The sequence below is a fragment of the Bradyrhizobium altum genome (assembly GCF_020889705.1).
GTDB lineage: Bacteria > Pseudomonadota > Alphaproteobacteria > Rhizobiales > Xanthobacteraceae > Bradyrhizobium > Bradyrhizobium altum.
Map to the genome: position 1 here is coordinate 1 of NZ_JACMYP010000190.1, position 17,732 is coordinate 17,732.

Below are 17,732 nucleotides of genomic sequence, written 5' to 3' on the forward strand. Positions count from 1 at the left end.
AGGGGAGTTTCAAGTGACCATACCCGGGGGATTTTGACCGACCCGCGGGGCTCGCGGAGATGCAATCCAGACTTAGGCCCATGCTGGAAATCTCTTTCGTCCACTGCTGATGAACCCATATGCGGGTGCCTCAGCCTGAACGACATACGGTCCTTGCATGCCTATTATCCGTGCATTTTTTCAAAAGCTCACTTCGCGAGAATGCATACCGGCGGAAACTGATTCCAAGCTAGATGTCTGCCGGCGTCAGATTTCTGCGCTATGCGCCCGCCCGGAAGGAAAGGGCAATAGAAGATGAGAACAGAAATTTGCAAGCGGCTCGGAATCGAGTTCCCGATCTTTGCGTTCAGTCACTGTCGAGATGTAGTAGCAGAGGCATCGAAGGCTGGAGCATTCGGCGTCCTCGGAGCGGTTGGATTCACACCCGAACAATTTGCGCGGGAGTTGGACCTGCTGGACAAGGCGGTTGGCGATCGGCCTTATGGGGTCGACGTTGTCGTCCCAACCCATGATGTTACCGGCGCCGAAAAGGACCCTGAAACTCTTCGCCAGGAGCTCTTCAACGGCATCCCTCAGGCACACCAAGCATACGCTAAAAAGATTCTGTCAGAAAGTGGCGTTCCCGAGCTTCCGCAGGGGACCAAACATGAGGGAGAATATCTACTTCGATCTACGGCAGCGACGGCGCGTCGGCATGTCGAGATCGCCCTGCAACACCCCAATGTTAGAGTCGTAGCAAATGCCCTTGGAGCGCCGCCGCCCGAGATGGTGCAGGCAATCAAAGCCAGTGGGCGGCTCGTGGCTGGTCTCTGTGGCAAGCCTGAGCACGCCCGAAGGCATGCCGCCGCTGGCGTGGATATCATCGTCGCGCAAGGTACCGAAGGTGGAGGGCACACGGGTGAAATCGGTTCGGTGGTGCTCTGGCCGGAAGTCGTCGAAGCAGTTAAGCCCATCCCGGTCCTGGCCGCCGGCGGTGTTGGAAGCGGTGCCCAGATTGCTGCCGCCATGGTCTTGGGAGCACAGGGCGTCTGGTGCGGCTCCCTATGGCTGACGACGATCGAGTCCGAGCTCAATGAGACCGCGAAAGAGCTCCTCATAAGCGCGAAGTCGTCCGATACCGTGCGCTCCCGCTCGCAAACCGGTAAACCTTCACGCATGCTTCGAAATCGGTGGACGGAGGCGTGGGATAAGCCAGATGCGCCTCGGCCATTACCGTTGCCGTTGCAAGATATGATTTCCGCCGAATGCTCGGCGCGCGCGAGAGCCTACCCTGCAAAAGCGCGAGAGGTCACAATCAATCCAGTGGGGCAAATCGTCGGTCGACTCAATCAAGTCAGCCGAACGCGAGATGTGGTTGCCGCCTTGGTAGAGGAGTATCTCGAAGCCGCAGACCGCCTGAACAAGATACTTGAAGCGGATCTTTATGACTCGTGATGTAACGCTAAAGGCCTCCGGATCAGCAACGGCGTCCGAAAGAGCAACCCCGCTATTTTTAGAAGACCTTTCTGTCGGCTATGCAGTCACGACGGGGGAGTGGCTCGTTACCAAAGACGACATCGTAAGTTTCGCTCGCGACTGGGACCCCCAGCCATTTCACCTGGACGAGCGAGCGGCGAAAGATAGCTTCTTTGGTCGCCTGGTCGGGAGCGGGATTCACACCTATGCCATAACAATGAGGTTATGCGTTGATGCTGGAATATTCACCGGCAATGCGGTTGCTGGCCTTGGCTTCGACCAGCTTCGTTTCGGTGCGCCCGTATATCCAGGAAACTCATTGTTAGCTCGGTTAACCGTCGCAAGTCTGCGGGTATCCAAGAGCAAGCCCGAGTTCGGCGTGGTCAACTGGCACGTTAATACGTCGGACGAGAACGGACGCTCCGTTCTGTCTGTTGTGGCAACCAATCTGTTTCGTCGTAAAATCCGATAGCAACTCCTATCTGACCAACCCGTCATCCTTACCGCGAGTAGAGCCCCTCAAGCGGCTGCAAGCCAGGTGAGATGGACGGTGTCCGGGAGCCGTGACATGGCTCGGCGGGCGGGCAGCTATAAATGGCGGAGTCTAGTCGCTCCAAGGCGATCTCGATGACCACGGTGTCTTTCAGAGGAAGAGGCACTCGGCGCTTTTCAAAATGCCGCAATTCCCGTGATCGCCCGTCCTATGATCAGCGCATGCACATCATGTGCGCCCTCGTAGGTGTTGACGGTCTCGAGATTCACCAAATGGCGCATCACCTGGAACTCGCCGGAAATCCCATTGCCCCCGTGCATATCGCGCGACATGCGAGCGATATCCAAGGCCTTGCCGACATTGTTACGCTTAACGATTGAAACCATCTCGGGAGCAAAACGGCCTTCGTCCATCAGGCGCCCAACGCGAAGACTTGCCTGAAGGCCCAGCGAGATCTCCGTCTCCATGTCAGCCAGCTTCTTCTGATAGAGCTGGTTGGCGGCGAGTGGCTTGCCGAACTGACTTCTGTCGAGGCCATACTGCCGGGCGGCGTGAAAACAATATTCCGCAGCGCCAAGGCTTCCCCAGCTGATGCCGTAGCGGGCCCGGTTTAGGCAGCCAAAAGGCCCCTTCAATCCCTGAACGCCAGGCAGCAAGGCGTCTTCAGCCACCTCGACCTCGTCCAACATGATCATGCCAGTGATCGATGCGCGGAGCGACAGCTTGTTGTCGATCTTCGGGGCGGACAGCCCCTTGGCATCTTTGTCGAGGACGAAGCCGCGGATCGCACCGCCATGACCGTCAGACTTTGCCCAGACAATGAAAACATCTGCGATCGGGCTATTGGAAATCCAGGTCTTGCTTCCTGAGATGGCGTAACCTGTCGAGGTTTTGATGGCTCGCGTCTTCATGCCGGCCGGGTCCGAACCGGCGTCCGGTTCGGTCAGGCCGAAGCAGCCGATCCATTCTCCGCTGGCGAGCTTGGGGAGATATTTGCGCTTCTGCTCTTTGGAGCCATAGGCGAAGATCGGATACATCACCAAGCTCGACTGCACGCTCATCATCGAGCGATAGCCGGAATCGATCCGCTCGACCTCTCGCGCAATCAGGCCATAAGCGACGTAGCTCGCGCCAACTCCGCCATATTCCTCCGGAATCGTTGGCCCGAGAAGGCCGAGCGCGCCCATCTCACGGAAGATGTCCAGGTCGGTATGCTCGTTAGCGAAGGCATCGATAATCCGGGGGGCCAGCTTATCCCGGGCGTAGCTGCGCGCCGTGTCGCGCACCATTCGCTCGTCGTCGGTCAGCTGCTCCTCGAGGAAAAATGGATCTGCCCAGTCGAAAGCACCAATGCCAGTCATCTCTGTCTCCTAGACCCGCGGCGCAAGCGATTGCATCCGCTGGCGGTCCCGGCGCGTCCAGCTTGCCGCTCCTTGGTACGCTCACCGCCAACGGTTGTGGTTCGTCGCGTCACGCCACTGCGACGATGATTGTTTTGTTTGCTACCGCCTCGAGCGAGGCTTCGAGGATGTCGAGACCTTCGGCTAGAACCTGGTCCGGGATGGTCAGTGGCGGAAGAAGACGGATGACGTTGAAGTGTGTCCCGCAAGCGAGGAGGATCAACCCCCGCTTTTCGGCTTCGGCAACCAACGCCGCCGTTAGCGCGCTGTCGGCGGCACGTGTTCGACGGTCGGTAACAAGCTCGAACGCGACCATGGTGCCGGGCCCACGTACCTCACCGATAAGCTCCATGCCTTGCCGACTGGACAGATTGACCAGGCGGTCGGTGATCACCTTTCCGATGCGCTCCGCCCGTGCGGTAAGATCTTCGTCCTCAATAACGTCCAGGACGGCATTGGCGGCGGCAACCGCGAGTGGATTGCCGGCATAGGTACCGCCGAGGCCGCCCACGGGCGCGGCATCCATCAGATCGGCGCGACCGACGAGCGCCGATAGCGGGAAACCACCGGCCAATCCCTTCGCCAGGGTGACGAGATCTGCCTTCACGCCGCTATGCTCCAGGGCGAAAAGCCGGCCGGTACGCGCCATGCCTGTCTGGACCTCGTCCGCGATCAGCAGGATGCCGTGCTTGTCAGCGAGTGCGCGGAGCGCCTGCAGAAAACTTGCAGGCGCGGGAACGAAGCCACCTTCGCCCTGAACCGGCTCGACGATGAAGGCGGCGACGCTGGCGGGATCGACGTCTGCGGCCAGCAGCGTCTCGATCCCGCGCAGGGCCTGCGCTTCCGACATCCCATGAAATTCGTTGGGGAACGGCGCGTGATAGACGTCGGCGGGGAAGGGGCCGAACCCCTTTTTGTAAGGCGCAACTTTGCCCGTGAGAGCCAAGCCCATCATCGTACGACCATGAAACCCACCGGCGAAGGCGATAACCGCAGGGCGGCCGGTTGCGATACGAGCAACCTTGACGGCGTTCTCGACCGCCTCTGCGCCCGTTGTGACCAACATCGTCTTCGCTGGACCGGACACCGGAGCAACCGCGTTCAACCGTTCGGCAAGGCGGATATAGCCTTCGAATGGCGCGACGTGGAAACAGGTATGCGTGAAACGCTTCGCCTGTTCGGCAACCGCTGCCATGATCCGCGGATGGCGATGACCTGTGTTGTTGACAGCTATGCCCGCAGCAAAATCGATGTAGCGTTTTCCGTCTACGTCCCACAGCTCGGCGTTCTCTGCACGATCAGCATAGATGTTCTTCGTGCCAATGCCACTCGTCACGGCTGCGATGCGACGCAGTCGAAGTTCAGAAGATAAACTCATGATAGCCTTCCCGAAAAACCGCAATTAGCAGATCGAAAGACGGGGGATATATCCTGCTTACCCCTCCGACATGAACGGTTTGAAGCGCTCGGTCGCCGAACAATATTCGTCGATAAGCCTGTATATGACGTCACGCGTGCGCTCGACTTCGTTGAGACGGCCTACAATTTGGCCGACAGGGTTGATCGTGACGGCGCGCGCTCGATCCGGATATGCGCGTGCACGGCTCGTGGCCTCTGCTGCGACGATGTCCTGAAGCGGTAGTGGCAGTGTTTAGGGGCATTCGGCATCTCCCAAGCCTTGGTCCATTCGTTCCTGAGCATCCGGCATGGCTTCCCCGTCAGCGACGTGGAACGCGTGGTGTCGCGGCTGTGCGCCTCCAACAACAGTCCCCGCTGCTGCTCGGTCAGGTCGGACTCGATCGTCGTCAACCAAAGTGATCCAGTCCAGACCCCCTGTGCGCCGAGCATCAACGCCGCTGCGATCTGAGCCCCGCTGCCAACCCCGCCCGCAGCAAGCACCGGAATCGGCGCAACTGCCTCCACGACTTCAGGCCAGAGCACCAATGAACCGATCTCGCCAGTGTGACCGCCGCCCTCGGTGCCCTGCGCGATGATCAAATCGACGCCCGCTTCCACATGCTTCTTCGCCTGCGAAACCTCACCGCACAGACCTGCGAGCAGGCGCCCGCTGCTCTTGATAGTCTCGGTCACATCGGCGGGCGGCGCGCCGAGCGCGTTGGCGATGAGGCGCACATTCGGTCGCTTAAGGGCGATCTCGACATGACGCGCGCCGTCGCTGCAGTGGACCGGATCAGATAATCGCCCTCATGTTGGGTGCCCGCGGGCAACTCGGGCACGCCGTTGTCCGCGAGGATCTTCTTTACGTAAGCACTGGTCTCAGGCGGGATCATCGATTTGAGTTTCTGGCGAAGCTTGTCGAGATCCGGTTCGTGCGCCCAAGGATCCTTTGCGGGGATCACGACGTCCACCCCATAGGGCTTGTCACCGATGCGTGCATCAATCCAGTCAAGCTGGACCTCCAGCTCCTCAGGGGTGAAGCCCACGGCGCCGAGCACGCCGATGGCACCGGCCTTACTCGCTTCCACGACGACATCGCGGCAATGACTAAAGGCAAAAATAGGCGCGTCGATGCCAAGTCGATCGCAGATTTGAGTTCGCATGGAATCTGTCCTGTTACGGGTGCACTAGTTGCCCTAGTCTGTTCCACCGATCTCGTCGGCAGGACAGCATTGAAGATCAATCGTCATCCGATCGCACCTTCCTGGACGACGAATAGGGGTATCTTCTGGCCTGACTCGGCGCGGGCAAAGGCGAGGCGGACCGGCGTTCCGATTTGTATTGTTTCCGGGTTTTCCGCCAGGATGCGGGAAATGACCTTCACGCCCTCCGGCAGCTCGACCACGCCAGTGACGTACACGCCCCACTGTGCGAACTGCGGCGACCGATTGACCAGCACCCTCGAAAAGGTCCAGACCTTGCCCGCCCCCTCAATAGCAAGATCTTCGATCGCATCCGACCAACAATGGCAGCAAAAGCCCCTGTAATGATATTGCGTCTCGCCGCAATCGCGGCAACGCTGCACGAGGAAGATGCCGCGGTTGCACGCATCCCAGAAAGGCTTCGTTTCGACGACGGTCGAGGGAACCGGCCCCGTCCAGACGATCTCCTTTGTCCCGATCATCTCAGATCTCCAGGATATGCGCGGCGGAGCCGCGGCGGGCGAGGAATGCGGCCCCTGTGGCTGTACACATCGCGATCTTCGCATCCGGCACCTGACGGCCAGAGGCTTCACCCCTCAGCTGGCGCACGGCTTCGATAAACATGAAGATGCCGCGACGTCCAGGGTGATTGGACGCTAGGCCGCCGCCATCGGGATTGACCGGTAGACTGCCGCCATCGAGCTTCATCTCGCCCGCCGCCGCGAAGGATCCGCCTTCTCCGACGTCGCAAAAGCCCGCGCCCTCGAGATCCACGACCACGTTGAAGGTGAAGGCGTCGTAGATCATCGCAGTGTGGATGTCTGCTGGGCGTCGGCCCGACATCGCGTAGGCATCACCGCAAGCGCGCGCCACCATCTCGCGGCTTTCCGTGGCCCAGTCCGTCTTGCCGCCGCCATGGGTCATCAACGCCTCGCCGAAGCCGCGGATCCAGACCGGCGGCTTTGCGCACTCCGCGAACAGATCAGGATGGGCGACGACGATCGCCCCGGCGCCGTCACTGACCACGCAGCAATCGAGCTTGTGAAGTGGCGTTGCGATGATCGGTGAGGACAGCACGTCGTCAACCGTGATACGCTCCCGCCGCATGGCATCGGGATTGCGCGCCGCGTGCTCGCGCATGGTCGTGGCGACGTGCGCCAGCTGTTCGCTGGTGAGCCCCGTGTCGTGCATGTAGCGCTGGGTAAGCATGCCCATGAAAGCAATGACGGTGGTACCGTAGATCTGCTCAAAAGCGTCGGGGATCGGAACCATCTCCGTTCCGGTGAGCTGGTTGTAGGAAACCGTTCCGACGTTGACCCGACGTGACCTGGTGGTGGCGCCGTATGCGATCAGCGCGCATTTGAAGATGCCGGCATGAATGCCCAGGACGGCGCGGTTCACATAATAGCCGAGAGAGGCGCCGCCGACGTCCGTCTCGTCGATGAACTTGGGTTTCAGGTTGAGGTAGTCTGCCGCCATTGTCGATGTACAGATCCCAAGCTGACCACCCTCCGGGGCGGTCGCGGCCACGAACAACGCGTCGATATGGGACGGCGATAAGCCAGCATCAGCGATCGCTCCACGCGACGCTTCGGCCAGTAGCTGCCACTCACTCTTCTCTTGAGCGAAGCGGGTCGGATGCTCGTATGCACCGACGATAGCTGCTGTCTCTCCAAGCCTGATGTTGGCCATTGCTAGTGTCTCACTTGATGGCCGCGAAACCCAGTTCCCGGAGGAGTTGAGCGGTTGCGCTGCCGTTTGGGTTTCGTATTTAATCAGAACGGCGGTGACGATCAGCCCGAGCCCCGGCCTTCGAGAATGCTGGACATCAGTTCCTGCGCCAGAACGCGAGCCGCGACCCGATTCTTCTTGCTGGTATTGCCCGAAGGCAATTCGGCCACCTGGAAAAGGAAGCTCGGCACCTTGTACTCTGCAATGTGCTGAACAAGAAAGTCGCGGAGCAGCTCGCTTTCAAGAGGCTCCCCCCCGCGCGTGGTGAACAATCCAATAACCGATTCGCCTTTGACTTGATCAGGCACTCCGACGACGACTGCGTCAGCCGCGCTCGGATGGGCGCAGATCGCCGATTCAATCTCGGCTGGCGAGATATTGGCGCCGCCGCGGATGATCAACTCACTTCGGCGAGTGACGAAAGTGTAATAGCCCTCCGCGTCACGACGGAGCAAGTCTCCCGAACGTATCCATCCGTCCGCCGTCATGCGCTCAGACGTCAGCTCGGGCTGGTCATGATAGCCCAGAAATGATCCTGGACTGCGGATCAAGGCCTCGCCCGCCGCTCCGTCCGCGACTTCGCGTCCCTCGTCGTCGAGGAGGCGCAGCTGCGCACCTTCGACAAGCCGTCCGAGCGTTCCCACAGGACCGCCGACATCCCGGACAGGATGAACCGCGAGCACCGGGAAGGATTCGGTCAACGCCCATCCTTCGCACAACCGGTGACCCAACCGGCGTTCCACCTCGGCAACGATCGTTTCATTGCGTGGCTCTCCGCCAAGGAACAGCTTGCGCAGAGAGCCCGTGTCAACGCTGCGTTCTTTCATGATGTTGAGCATCATCGCGTACATGCTCATGGTTCCAGCAAAGGCCGTTATACGCTCGTTTTTGATCAGATCGAGTGTGCGCGTCGGGCTGAACTGTTTTTCCAGAACGATCGTGCACCCCGTTGCAAGAGCCGTCTGAGACAACGTGCACAGGCCGAACACCCACGCCAGAGACATGGCGACCAGAACACGATCGGCAGGCTCAAATCCCCAAGCCTGACGATAGTGCTCAGCACTCCACGTCTCCGAACCATGCGAGCGCTCGACAGGCTTTGGAAGAGAGGTCGTCCCGGAAGTGTAGCTGATCAGGAGTGGCTGGGGCGCCGGAAGATCCAGCGGCGGGAATATGCCTCCAGCCACTGTCAATTCGTCCAATGAAGGGATGCCCGATACTTGACGACCCTCCTTGGAAAGCAGAACGAGTTTCGGGCTTGCCCCAATCTCAGAGATCACCGCCTGTGTCAGTTTCAGGAGGGCGGCATCGACGATCACTACGCGAGGGACTGCGTTCGATATCGCATAGCGTAACTCACGTGCCTTGAATGCAGTGTGGATCGGTGTGAACACCGCGCCAAGGCGCGCCGCAGCCTGATAAACGATCAGATGCTCCACCGAGTTTTCGGCGAACATCATCACCCGGTCGCCTATGCCAACGCCGAGTTCTGCCAGCCCGCAAGCAACAGTCTGACTTTGCCGATCAAGCTCCCTGTAGGTCAGTATCCGCGGCCCCATCTTGATGGCGACGGCCTGGCCCCGCTCTTCGGCATGAACGGCCACAAGGTTGGCGTGGTTCAAGGCTGCTTGCTCCCAATGCTGATAGTGGCAGGCCCTCGTCCTGCTGCGCTGTCCGCCCCCCGGTCGCCACGAGCTGTGGAATAATAATCCGCCGCATATTGTGCCATGACAAGGAGGCCAAGCGGTGCGAACGGCGCCATCGCTTCACGAAGCCTCGATGACACGCTCGAACCAAGTTTTGAAAGGCGGACGGAACACACGCCAAGCATCATCGGCGCAAAGAGCAGGCTTGTCCAAAACCGGTCCCGGGCAAGCAAATCCCTTATAGGATCTCCTGGCCATCCTGCCAGGATATGTTCGATCGCCAATGCCTGAGCTCCTAGTATCGACTTGACGCATTTTCTATCTAAAGTCGCGATCGGGCGTTGGCTTCGCTGGCACTCGAGGCCCACCGCAGTCGATCATTATACGTAGATTAGTAGGCAGTTTGACGCCGCAAAACATTCCGTTTCTTCGAGATGAACTTTTGGAATCCCAGAACCAACCACGTTGTTTCGTGCACTAAGGTCGTCCGCGCCGGTCATGTCGGATCTGCTTGGGTTGGCGGACGGCTTGGCGTCGTTCTGAAATCGTCGAAGCACGGGACCAAAAAGAGTGATAATCGACCCGCATGTTCATGTGTTGGACAAGGGCCACTGGCCTAAGGAATGGTGGGATTGGGTGGCGCGCGATTGGGCAAATAGGGTGCCCGGGCGCAAGCCAGAGGATATCGTAGAGAAGGCAGAGGAGAACTTGCTGGATCCGGATGGTGGGCGTCTGATCTCGCAAATGGATTCTGCCGGCGTCGATGTCTCCGTCATTCTTCCTATCGATTGGGGTGTGGATTATCACGCCGCCCGAACCCTTGATGAAATCAATCAGCACGCGGAGGCCGTTGCGCGGTTGCATTCAGATCGCCTAATCGCTTTCGCAGGCATTGACCCCCGCCGAGAGGGGGCCTCTGACAAGCTCGAGCGTTGGCTGAGCGGCTCTTTCAAGGGGCTCAAGCTTTATCCCTCGACTGGCTTCTATCCGGCGAGCGCGGAGGCGTTCGCACTTTACGAGGTGTGTGCGGCGCGAGATATGCCGGTTCTCTTTCACACTGGCGATCCCTTGCCCGTCATGGACAAGGAGTATGCGCGACCCAAGCACTTCGCTGCCGTCACGAAGGCTTTTCCGCGTCTGAAGATATTCCTCGCCCATTGCGGATACGGTCAGACAGACGAATGGAATGATGCCTTGGAAGTCGCAGCTCAGTCCGAGCGCGCCTGCCTCGAGCTGTCTGTTCTGCTATGGGACGATTCTACCGAAGAGAAGGAAGTCGAGCTGGTAAGAAAGATCGACCAGGCTCGAAATCGCGTGGGTATTGAGAGAATCCTCTTTGGTACGGATCACGTCTCTGGAAAGAAGATCAGACCTCCCGGTTTCCTCGACAAGGTCGTTTCCATGTTCAGACGACTGCCGGACACCGCGAGGAAGGCCGGAGTTTCAATAACTGCCGCTGAGCATGACAAGATCATGGGCGGCAATGTTCAGCAGCTGATCAATGTGGATTGGAGCAGATTCCGTCAGACGTCTTGAAGATCCACTTCGGAGGGGGAATGCCAACGAGAAGACAAGCGAGAAAGTGTGAAATTGCGGTTGCCGTACGAGGCGTGTCGCGCAACCGGTTTCATGCTGGCAATCGCAGACCGCATTTCAAGCGCAGCGGGACAACCATCCCGGCGCGTCTTGGCAGCGATCCAGTGTTCACAGAAGCGCTTGTCCCAAGCTAGTCGACCATTCTCGAATGTCCGTTAACAGCGAGGCCGCCATAACCATTGCTCGCTCTCACTACTTGCCGGGAAAACTCTAACGACTGCATCGATCCAGGGGGACCACACCGCATGACCAATACGTCAAAATTCATTAAAGCATTCCGAAGCGAGGCGCCGAGCTGCTCGCTATTGTCTCTGACAGCGTCGATTGCCTTTGCGGCGAGCGCGAGCGCCGCAGAGTTTCCGATTAAAGCGCCGCCAGTGATACCAGACCTGACTTGGCACGGGATCACGCTAATCGGTACTATCGACGTGTCAGGCCAATATCAATATAATGGCGCACCTTATGCCGGAAACATCTATTCGCCATCATCACTAATTGCGCCGACGAACAGGTCCTCTCAGTTCCTTCTTGCGCCTAACCAGTCGCGTCAATCCTACGTCGGAGTCAAGGTCGAAGAAAATCTGGCGTCCGATCTGAACTTTATCGCTAGAGCGGAAATGGGCTTCATTCCGACGACCGGCGAACTTGCGGACGGGCTTAAGAGCGTTAAGATCAACAATGGCATTGCGTTAAACCAGCAGAACTTCAACGCTGATGGTTCTCGCGCCGGGCAGATTCTAAACGGTGAAGCCTGGGCCGGCTTCGACAGCAAACAGTGGGGTACGGTCCATGTGGGCCGCAACTTGTCCGTCTCGGCGGACATGCTGGGCGCTTACGATCCGCTGGCTTCTTTCGGGTTCTCCCTACTCGGTTACGTCAGCTATTTTTCGGGGATGGGGTCTGCGGAAACCGCAATTATCGACGATTCGATCAAATACCTGAAAAACTGGGGTCCGGTCCGGATAGAGGCGATGTACGGTCATCCGAATACGAATGCCAAAGACTTTTGGCAAGCCGAGATCGGCTACGTGTTGCCTCAGTTTTCGATCGATGCACTAGGGGGCGTAATGCATGACGCGATCAGCGTGAGCAGTCTATCTAGCACGTTACCAGGGGCCTTGGGCTCGAACTTCCTGGGCGCCCGCGTTTTCGATGCCAGCATGTACGGCGTGTTGGCGAAGTATGTGTTCCCGGTCGGTGTGAACGGTCCGCTTTCAACGGCCGCTTCGAAGTTCATTCTGAGCGGTGGCTACTCGCGGGTTACTTTTTCTAATCCGGCAGATGGTGGCAGAACCCCAGGCTTCTCAACGATTGGTAGCTACCAGATCGGGCCGACCCTCTCGCAAAACGGCTCATCAGGGTTCGGTATCGTCAACTACAGCTATACCGGCGGCGACCGTCTAGTGGATATCAGTTTCATCACTGGCAAATACCAATACGATGACCAGCTGGCATTCACATTGGCCTATTATCGCTTTGACCAGAACAGTTACGGGCATGGTGTCAACAGCATTCCCGGCATCACCGCGGCCAGCTTTTCCAACGCGGATTGCTCCAGCGCGTCGTTCTTGAACTGCGCCGGCTCAGAACAAGTAGGCTCCTTCCGTGTCGACTACCAGTATACAAAAAATCTCATGTTCTACGCCGGCATGGCGTACTCGAAGGTCTCAGGCGGTCTCGCATTCGGCTATCTCAAGACCTACACCTACGACCCGACCATTGGTTTGCGTTTTACGTTCTGAAGAGGGCAGGGATGTCCTTCGTGGACTCCACCATAGCCATGTGGCGGCGGCGTGCTCTGAAGCCCCGCCGTTCCCTTCGGTAACTCGTCGCCATGGAATGGCGCCTGCGCAGCTTGTTGGACCTTGTTCTTTTCTCTATCGCGCTCGGGATCTGATTGGCTTGTGCTACAAAAGCTTTCCGCCCGATTCACCTCAAGGGCGAGTACTTGCTACCACCCTCTCTTGAAACGGGGGACCACTCCAGCGGGATGACGGTCTAAGCAATTGCATCCTGCGCGAATCGAATTCCTTTCGTTGGGTATTTGCCACGGCTCTCACTCCGGCGGAGCTCCTTCACTCTCTGGACTTTCCCGGTGTGGATGCCCCCACACCGGGACTTTTATTCGTGGTCGCCTTCCAATCGCGAACGGTTTCGTGATCTGTGTCGATCTTCAAGCACCTCTACGCTCTGTTCGACAAAGCGTTCAACGCAAGCGCGCTGCAGGGATAGGACCCCCGCTTCGCGATAGAGGAGGTCTAGACTGCAGCTTTCGCTTGATGTCAGCCACCTTGGCCGTCAATCCGTCGGTTTGTGCTGCGGTCTGAACCGGCCGCGGTCTGCTTCAAGGGCAAGTCGCGAGCGATCGGCAGCCGCCGTCTCGACATGAGAGGCCGCGGCCTTCGCCGGCCTGAAGGCCCGCTCGTCCGCGCCTGCCCATTCGCCGTGCGGCCGCCGTCCCCTGAAGCGGCCCGCTCGCGCCGGCTCTGGTCGACCGCACCCGAGGGACCATGTTGCCCGGGGATTGTCACGTTATACAACTAGCCCAACACGAACATGACTTGCTGCTGGCATTGGAAATGCTGGCGGATGCGCTCAGAGTTGGCTTGAATACGCCTTATCCTATCAACATTTCGCGACAGGACGAAATAGCGGACCCCTCAAGCGATGCGCTGACCGCCGACGCAATTAGCATTATGGTCGCCCGGCGACTGCCGGAGCAATCCATCATCATTGATGAAGCAATAACTTCGGTGGGACAGATTCACGCCCTAGCGGATGTACTTCCGCCCCACGACACGCTGTCCCTCACAGGAGGATCGATTGGAATTGGGATTCCGCTTGCAACCGGCGCCTCGATTGCCGCCCCGGACCGAAAGGTTGTGGCACTGCAGGCCGACGGCAGCGGTATGTACACCGTGCAGGGCTTATGGACGCAGGCGCGCGAGAAACTCAACGTAGTGACGATTATCTATGCCAACAGCGCCTATCGCATTCTACAGGGCGAGATGACAAACGTGGGCGTGAATGAGTATGGCCGCAACGCGCGCCGCATGCTCGCTCTTGACGAACCCCGCCTCGACTGGTGTTCGATCGCCAAGGGTATGGGCGTCGAGGCGGGACGAGCAGATACTGCCCAAGCTTTTCGTCGTCTTCTCGATTCAGCGATGGCCGGTGATGGACCTTTTCTTATCGAAGCGACAATCGAATGAGGACCGTTCCATTGAGAACAACGTTCGCAAGGTGAGTTGCGAGGCACATCACCTCGCCAAGAGATGACACTACGGCTCGGCGGGCGAACGCTGCATGGCAATTTCGGTTGCCGTCCCTATCGGCGATGCCACGGCGCGAGAACTCATCCAAAGACTGGCACCGAAGGTTCGTGCGTTGACCATTGGTCCCGGCACCGATCCCAGCGTAGAAATGGGGCCGCTCGTGACGAAACAACACCGTGACAAGGTCCGCGCTTACGTCGACGCCGGCGTTGCCGAGGGTGCAGAACTCGTTGTTGATGGGCGCGACTTTAAGCGACAAGGGTACGAGAACGGTTACTTCATAGGGGGAAGCCTGTTCGACCGAGTGACAACTGAGATGAAAATCTGTCGAGAGGAGATCTTCGGCCCTGTGCTCGCGGTGGCTCGCGCTGGTTCATACGATGAGGCGGCCGACATGATAAATAAGCACGAGTTCGGAAACGGCACCGCGATATTCACCAGAGACGGGGATGCGGCACGGGAATTCGCTCACCAGATTCAGGTCGGAATGGTCGGCATAAACGTCCCTATTCCCGTTCCGATGGCATTTCATTCGTTCGGCGGGTGGAAAGCTTCTCTTTTCGGAGACCACCACATGCACGGCCCCGAGGGAGTGCGATTTTACACCAAATTGAAAACAATCACGACGCGATGGCCAACGGGCATCCGGAGCGGCGCAGAATTTGTGATGCCAACGATGAACTGAACGTGGGCTTCTCCTCAGCATACGAAGTCCGTTCCTTCCGGCCCGACCTGGCGACTCTAAGCAACTGAAATTGTGATTTAGGTTCACAAAAAGAGGGCCACTCCTTTCGGAGTGGCCCGCCAAGTCAGGGAGGAAACGTCCCCAGAGGGACCTCTGTGATCAGGCCGCCGCCTGTTCGATCGGTGAAAATGGGAGGCCGAGGCTCTCAGCTACCGCTCTGTAAGTGAGCCGGCCCCGATGGACATTGAGACCTGCGCGCAGATGCGGATCATCGAGCACTGCTGCGAGCCCCCTATTGGCAAGGGCTAGCCCAAACGGCAGTGTCGCATTGTTCAGCGCATGGCTCGAAGTCAGTGGGACGGCTCCCGGCATATTGGCGACACAGTAGTGAATCACCCCATCCACCTCATACGTCGGATCAGCGTGCGTAGTTGGACGTGAGGTCTCGAAACAGCCGCCTTGATCAATCGCAACGTCGACAATCACAGAGCCCTTACGCATCGAACTCAACATGCTACGGGTGACGAGTTTGGGTGCGCTCGCACCCGGCACAAGTACGGCGCCTATGACAACGTCCGCCGCAAAGACCTCCTCCTCGATGGCTTGGAGGGTCGAGAACCTGGTCCGAACGCGGCCCTCGAATAGTTCATCCAACTCGCGCAGCCTAGAAATAGAGCGGTCAAGGATTGTAATCTCGGCACCCAAGCCTGCCGCCATCCGGGCCGCGTGGGTACCGACAACGCCACCTCCGACCACCACTATCCTAGCGGGCTGGACACCGGGAACCCCACCGATCAGCAACCCTCGCCCCCCGGCGTATCGCTTCAGGGCCGCACCGGCTGCTTCGATCGCGAGCCTGCCAGCGACCTCGCTCATCGGCGCCAGCAGCGGAAGACCACCATGCACATCAGATACGGTTTCATAGGCGACAGCAGTGCAGCCAGATTCCATAAGGCCCTTGGCTTGCTCTGGATCAGGCGCCAGATGAAGATAGGTGAAGAGTATCTGGTTCTCTCGCAGGAGGGCCCACTCGGAGGGCTGGGGCTCCTTTACTTTCACGATCATCTCACTCGATGCAAACACCTCCTGAGCCGAGTCCGCAAGAGTCGCGCCAGCTTTGTGGTAGTCCTGGTCTGCCGCGCCGATGCCGACGCCGGCATCGGTTTCGATCACCACAGTGTGGCCGGCAGCTACATATTCACGAACTGCTCCAGGGGTGAGACCAACGCGATACTCATACGTCTTGATTTCCTTTGGAACACCAACTTTCATCTCCCCCCTCCGATCTGGAATATCTCCTTTTAGCCGTAAGAGTAGTTTGATTTTCTGCAAACTTGCGAAGCTGAAACGAAAAGGTGCAGAACTTTAACTGCTTTTTGGCACTACCACGCAGGATTCCAAACAAATGGATGCCGATAGAATCGACCTAACAATTCTCGCCGAGCTCAGCTCTAACGCACGGATCAGTCAGACTGAACTCTCCAATCGAATGGGTTTGTCCAGCACTGCAATTGCGCGACGTCAGCGTACGCTAGAAGAGGAAGGCTACATCACTGGATATCAGGCGACGCTTGACCTCACTCGGTTCGGTCTCAACACAACGGTGCTGGTGAGAGTCACGCTGGATAGTCAAAGTGACGAGGCATTGAAGTTATTCGAAACTGGTATTGTCAAATGCCCATCGGTCGTTCGTTGCTTTCTAATGTCTGGAAGCGACGACTATCTTCTCATAGTGCTTGCTCGAAACATTGAGGATTTCGAACGAATTCACCGTACTGAACTCTCTTGTCTCCCGCGAGTTTCACGCATTCAGTCAAACTTTGCCATACGTGAAATAGTCAGCCGCGCAGTGCCTCCGGCGATCTTCGGAAACCCGGTGCGCTACGCAGGCAGATAACTCAACCAGCTTAACGTAAGCAATAAGACCGCAATTATTCTGTGCGACTTGCCAGCGGCCGCGTTCGAGCATCGCGCACATCCGAGCTCGGCGCCGATCATCTGCGATCCCGAATTTTGACAAATTGATCAACGCCTCAAGGACTCGGATCGTCCATGCTCGGGAGCCGGCCGTCGGTTCGATGAACCGCATCTGGCTTCCCCACATCAGTGAGTTCGATGCGACGCCTAGACGGTTTTCTCCGTTAGTGATGCTTGAGGTCTTCTGCTCGGCGGTTCATTAGGCGACGCTCATGTGCGAGGGGGAGGATCTGACCATTGTGCTAACAAGAGAGTTGGCCGTAACCCTGCGCTTTGTGACGAACAAGAGTCCGACGTACCGTTCGGGAGCCGGGGTTGGATGCCTTGCTTTCGCAAAAATCGTTAGTTGCGGGGATAGGATTTGAACCTATGACCTTCAGGTTATGAGACTGAAAGTCGGAATCAAACAATGAAGGCGCCCAGAAGCGCCCAGGACAATTAGCCCGGTTCATCCCTTTTATACGCTACGGCTACCCCGCAACCCTACCTCCACACTTGACTCTTTCTTGCCGGACCAACTTACGATTCTGTTGCCTCGGACCGATTATGGTCCGGGAAGGGACCATGCGCGGCAAGGACGAACAGGCCAAGATCGAGTTATTAGGGTCGGCAGATTCCGCGAAAATACCGCCTGTCCCGAAGCGCCGTCGCAACCGCGGCATGCCGCCGCCCGCGACGTTCGATATCGATACGCTGCCAAGCAGCTCCAATTTGACGGCATTGGAAGCGGCCGCGGTCATCCGGCGCACGCCCGGAGCGCTTGAGCAGTGGCGGCGCGATCCAAATCACCCGCTGAAATGGCGCTACGTCGACGGCCGCCCGCTCTACCGGGTGGATTCGGTGCGCGAATATTTGGCTAAATGCGATAAAGCCA

The 17,732-nt window shown here is 58.3% G+C and carries 15 protein-coding genes, 1 tRNA gene and 1 pseudogene; 8 read left to right on the forward strand and 9 right to left on the reverse strand.

The window, feature by feature from the left end; all coding sequences use genetic code 11:
- Nucleotides 1–294 precede the first annotated feature (294 nt).
- On the forward strand, nucleotides 295–1,434 hold the full coding sequence (locus tag H8B02_RS33550) for an NAD(P)H-dependent flavin oxidoreductase (protein ID WP_229170157.1): 1,140 nt from the start codon (nucleotides 295–297) through the stop codon (nucleotides 1,432–1,434).
- Nucleotides 1,409–1,927 (forward strand): MaoC/PaaZ C-terminal domain-containing protein, encoded by a 519-nt coding sequence (locus tag H8B02_RS33555; protein WP_229170158.1) that lies wholly within the window; start codon nucleotides 1,409–1,411, stop codon nucleotides 1,925–1,927. Before H8B02_RS33550 ends, H8B02_RS33555 begins: the two co-directional genes overlap by 26 nt.
- 197 nt (nucleotides 1,928–2,124) lie before the next feature.
- Here the strand turns inward: H8B02_RS33555 and H8B02_RS33560 are convergent, their stop codons facing one another.
- The 7 genes from H8B02_RS33560 to H8B02_RS33590 form a co-directional block, all read right to left on the reverse strand.
- On the reverse strand, nucleotides 2,125–3,309 hold the full coding sequence (locus tag H8B02_RS33560; protein WP_229170159.1) for an acyl-CoA dehydrogenase: 1,185 nt from the start codon (nucleotides 3,307–3,309) through the stop codon (nucleotides 2,125–2,127).
- Between the two features lie 109 nt (nucleotides 3,310–3,418).
- Nucleotides 3,419–4,726 (reverse strand): 4-aminobutyrate--2-oxoglutarate transaminase, encoded by a 1,308-nt coding sequence (gene gabT / locus H8B02_RS33565; protein ID WP_229170160.1) that lies wholly within the window; start codon nucleotides 4,724–4,726, stop codon nucleotides 3,419–3,421.
- Nucleotides 4,727–4,887: 161 nt separating this feature from the next.
- Nucleotides 4,888–5,481 (reverse strand): nitronate monooxygenase, encoded by a 594-nt coding sequence (locus H8B02_RS33570; RefSeq protein WP_229170161.1) that lies wholly within the window; start codon nucleotides 5,479–5,481, stop codon nucleotides 4,888–4,890.
- Nucleotides 5,436–5,909 (reverse strand): beta/alpha barrel domain-containing protein, encoded by a 474-nt coding sequence (locus H8B02_RS33575; protein WP_229170162.1) that lies wholly within the window; start codon nucleotides 5,907–5,909, stop codon nucleotides 5,436–5,438. Before H8B02_RS33575 ends, H8B02_RS33570 begins: the two co-directional genes overlap by 46 nt.
- An 83-nt stretch (nucleotides 5,910–5,992) precedes the next feature.
- Nucleotides 5,993–6,430, reverse strand: a complete 438-nt coding sequence (locus H8B02_RS33580) for a Zn-ribbon domain-containing OB-fold protein (protein ID WP_229170163.1) — start codon at nucleotides 6,428–6,430, stop codon at nucleotides 5,993–5,995.
- Between the two features lies 1 nt (nucleotide 6,431).
- The gene (locus H8B02_RS33585) at nucleotides 6,432–7,640 is read right to left on the reverse strand and encodes a thiolase C-terminal domain-containing protein (RefSeq protein ID WP_229170164.1); all 1,209 of its coding nucleotides are present in this window, start codon (nucleotides 7,638–7,640) and stop codon (nucleotides 6,432–6,434) included.
- Between the two features lie 101 nt (nucleotides 7,641–7,741).
- On the reverse strand, nucleotides 7,742–9,301 hold the full coding sequence (locus tag H8B02_RS33590) for a class I adenylate-forming enzyme family protein (RefSeq protein WP_229170165.1): 1,560 nt from the start codon (nucleotides 9,299–9,301) through the stop codon (nucleotides 7,742–7,744).
- Between the two features lie 594 nt (nucleotides 9,302–9,895).
- On the opposite strand from H8B02_RS33590, the gene H8B02_RS33595 reads away from it, so the two are divergent.
- From H8B02_RS33595 to H8B02_RS33610, 4 genes and pseudogenes are all read left to right on the forward strand, one after another.
- On the forward strand, nucleotides 9,896–10,861 hold the full coding sequence (locus H8B02_RS33595; protein ID WP_229170166.1) for an amidohydrolase family protein: 966 nt from the start codon (nucleotides 9,896–9,898) through the stop codon (nucleotides 10,859–10,861).
- A gap of 305 nt (nucleotides 10,862–11,166) precedes the next feature.
- Nucleotides 11,167–12,663, forward strand: a complete 1,497-nt coding sequence (locus tag H8B02_RS33600) for a porin (RefSeq protein WP_229170167.1) — start codon at nucleotides 11,167–11,169, stop codon at nucleotides 12,661–12,663.
- Nucleotides 12,664–13,482: 819 nt separating this feature from the next.
- Nucleotides 13,483–14,133 carry a thiamine pyrophosphate-dependent enzyme gene (locus H8B02_RS33605; protein ID WP_229170168.1) on the forward strand — a complete coding sequence of 217 codons (651 nt, stop codon included), beginning with the start codon at nucleotides 13,483–13,485 and terminating at the stop codon, nucleotides 14,131–14,133.
- A gap of 70 nt (nucleotides 14,134–14,203) precedes the next feature.
- Nucleotides 14,204–14,881: pseudogene (locus tag H8B02_RS33610) on the forward strand (aldehyde dehydrogenase family protein); the annotation flags it as partial.
- 159 nt (nucleotides 14,882–15,040) lie between these two features.
- Here the strand turns inward: H8B02_RS33610 and ald are convergent.
- Complete coding sequence (gene ald / locus H8B02_RS33615) at nucleotides 15,041–16,153, reverse strand: alanine dehydrogenase (protein WP_229170169.1); 1,113 nt, start codon at nucleotides 16,151–16,153, stop codon at nucleotides 15,041–15,043.
- Nucleotides 16,154–16,286: 133 nt separating this feature from the next.
- On the opposite strand from ald, the gene H8B02_RS33620 reads away from it, so the two are divergent.
- A complete protein-coding gene (locus H8B02_RS33620; RefSeq protein ID WP_229170170.1) occupies nucleotides 16,287–16,778 on the forward strand; it encodes an Lrp/AsnC family transcriptional regulator in 492 nt (163 codons plus the stop codon).
- A gap of 426 nt (nucleotides 16,779–17,204) precedes the next feature.
- Here H8B02_RS33620 and H8B02_RS33625 read toward each other — a convergent pair.
- Nucleotides 17,205–17,338: transfer RNA gene (locus tag H8B02_RS33625), tRNA-OTHER, on the reverse strand.
- A gap of 84 nt (nucleotides 17,339–17,422) precedes the next feature.
- Here H8B02_RS33625 and H8B02_RS33630 point away from each other — a divergent pair.
- Nucleotides 17,423–17,732: hypothetical protein (locus H8B02_RS33630; RefSeq protein ID WP_229170171.1), on the forward strand; the 310-nt coding region annotated here is incomplete at its 3' end.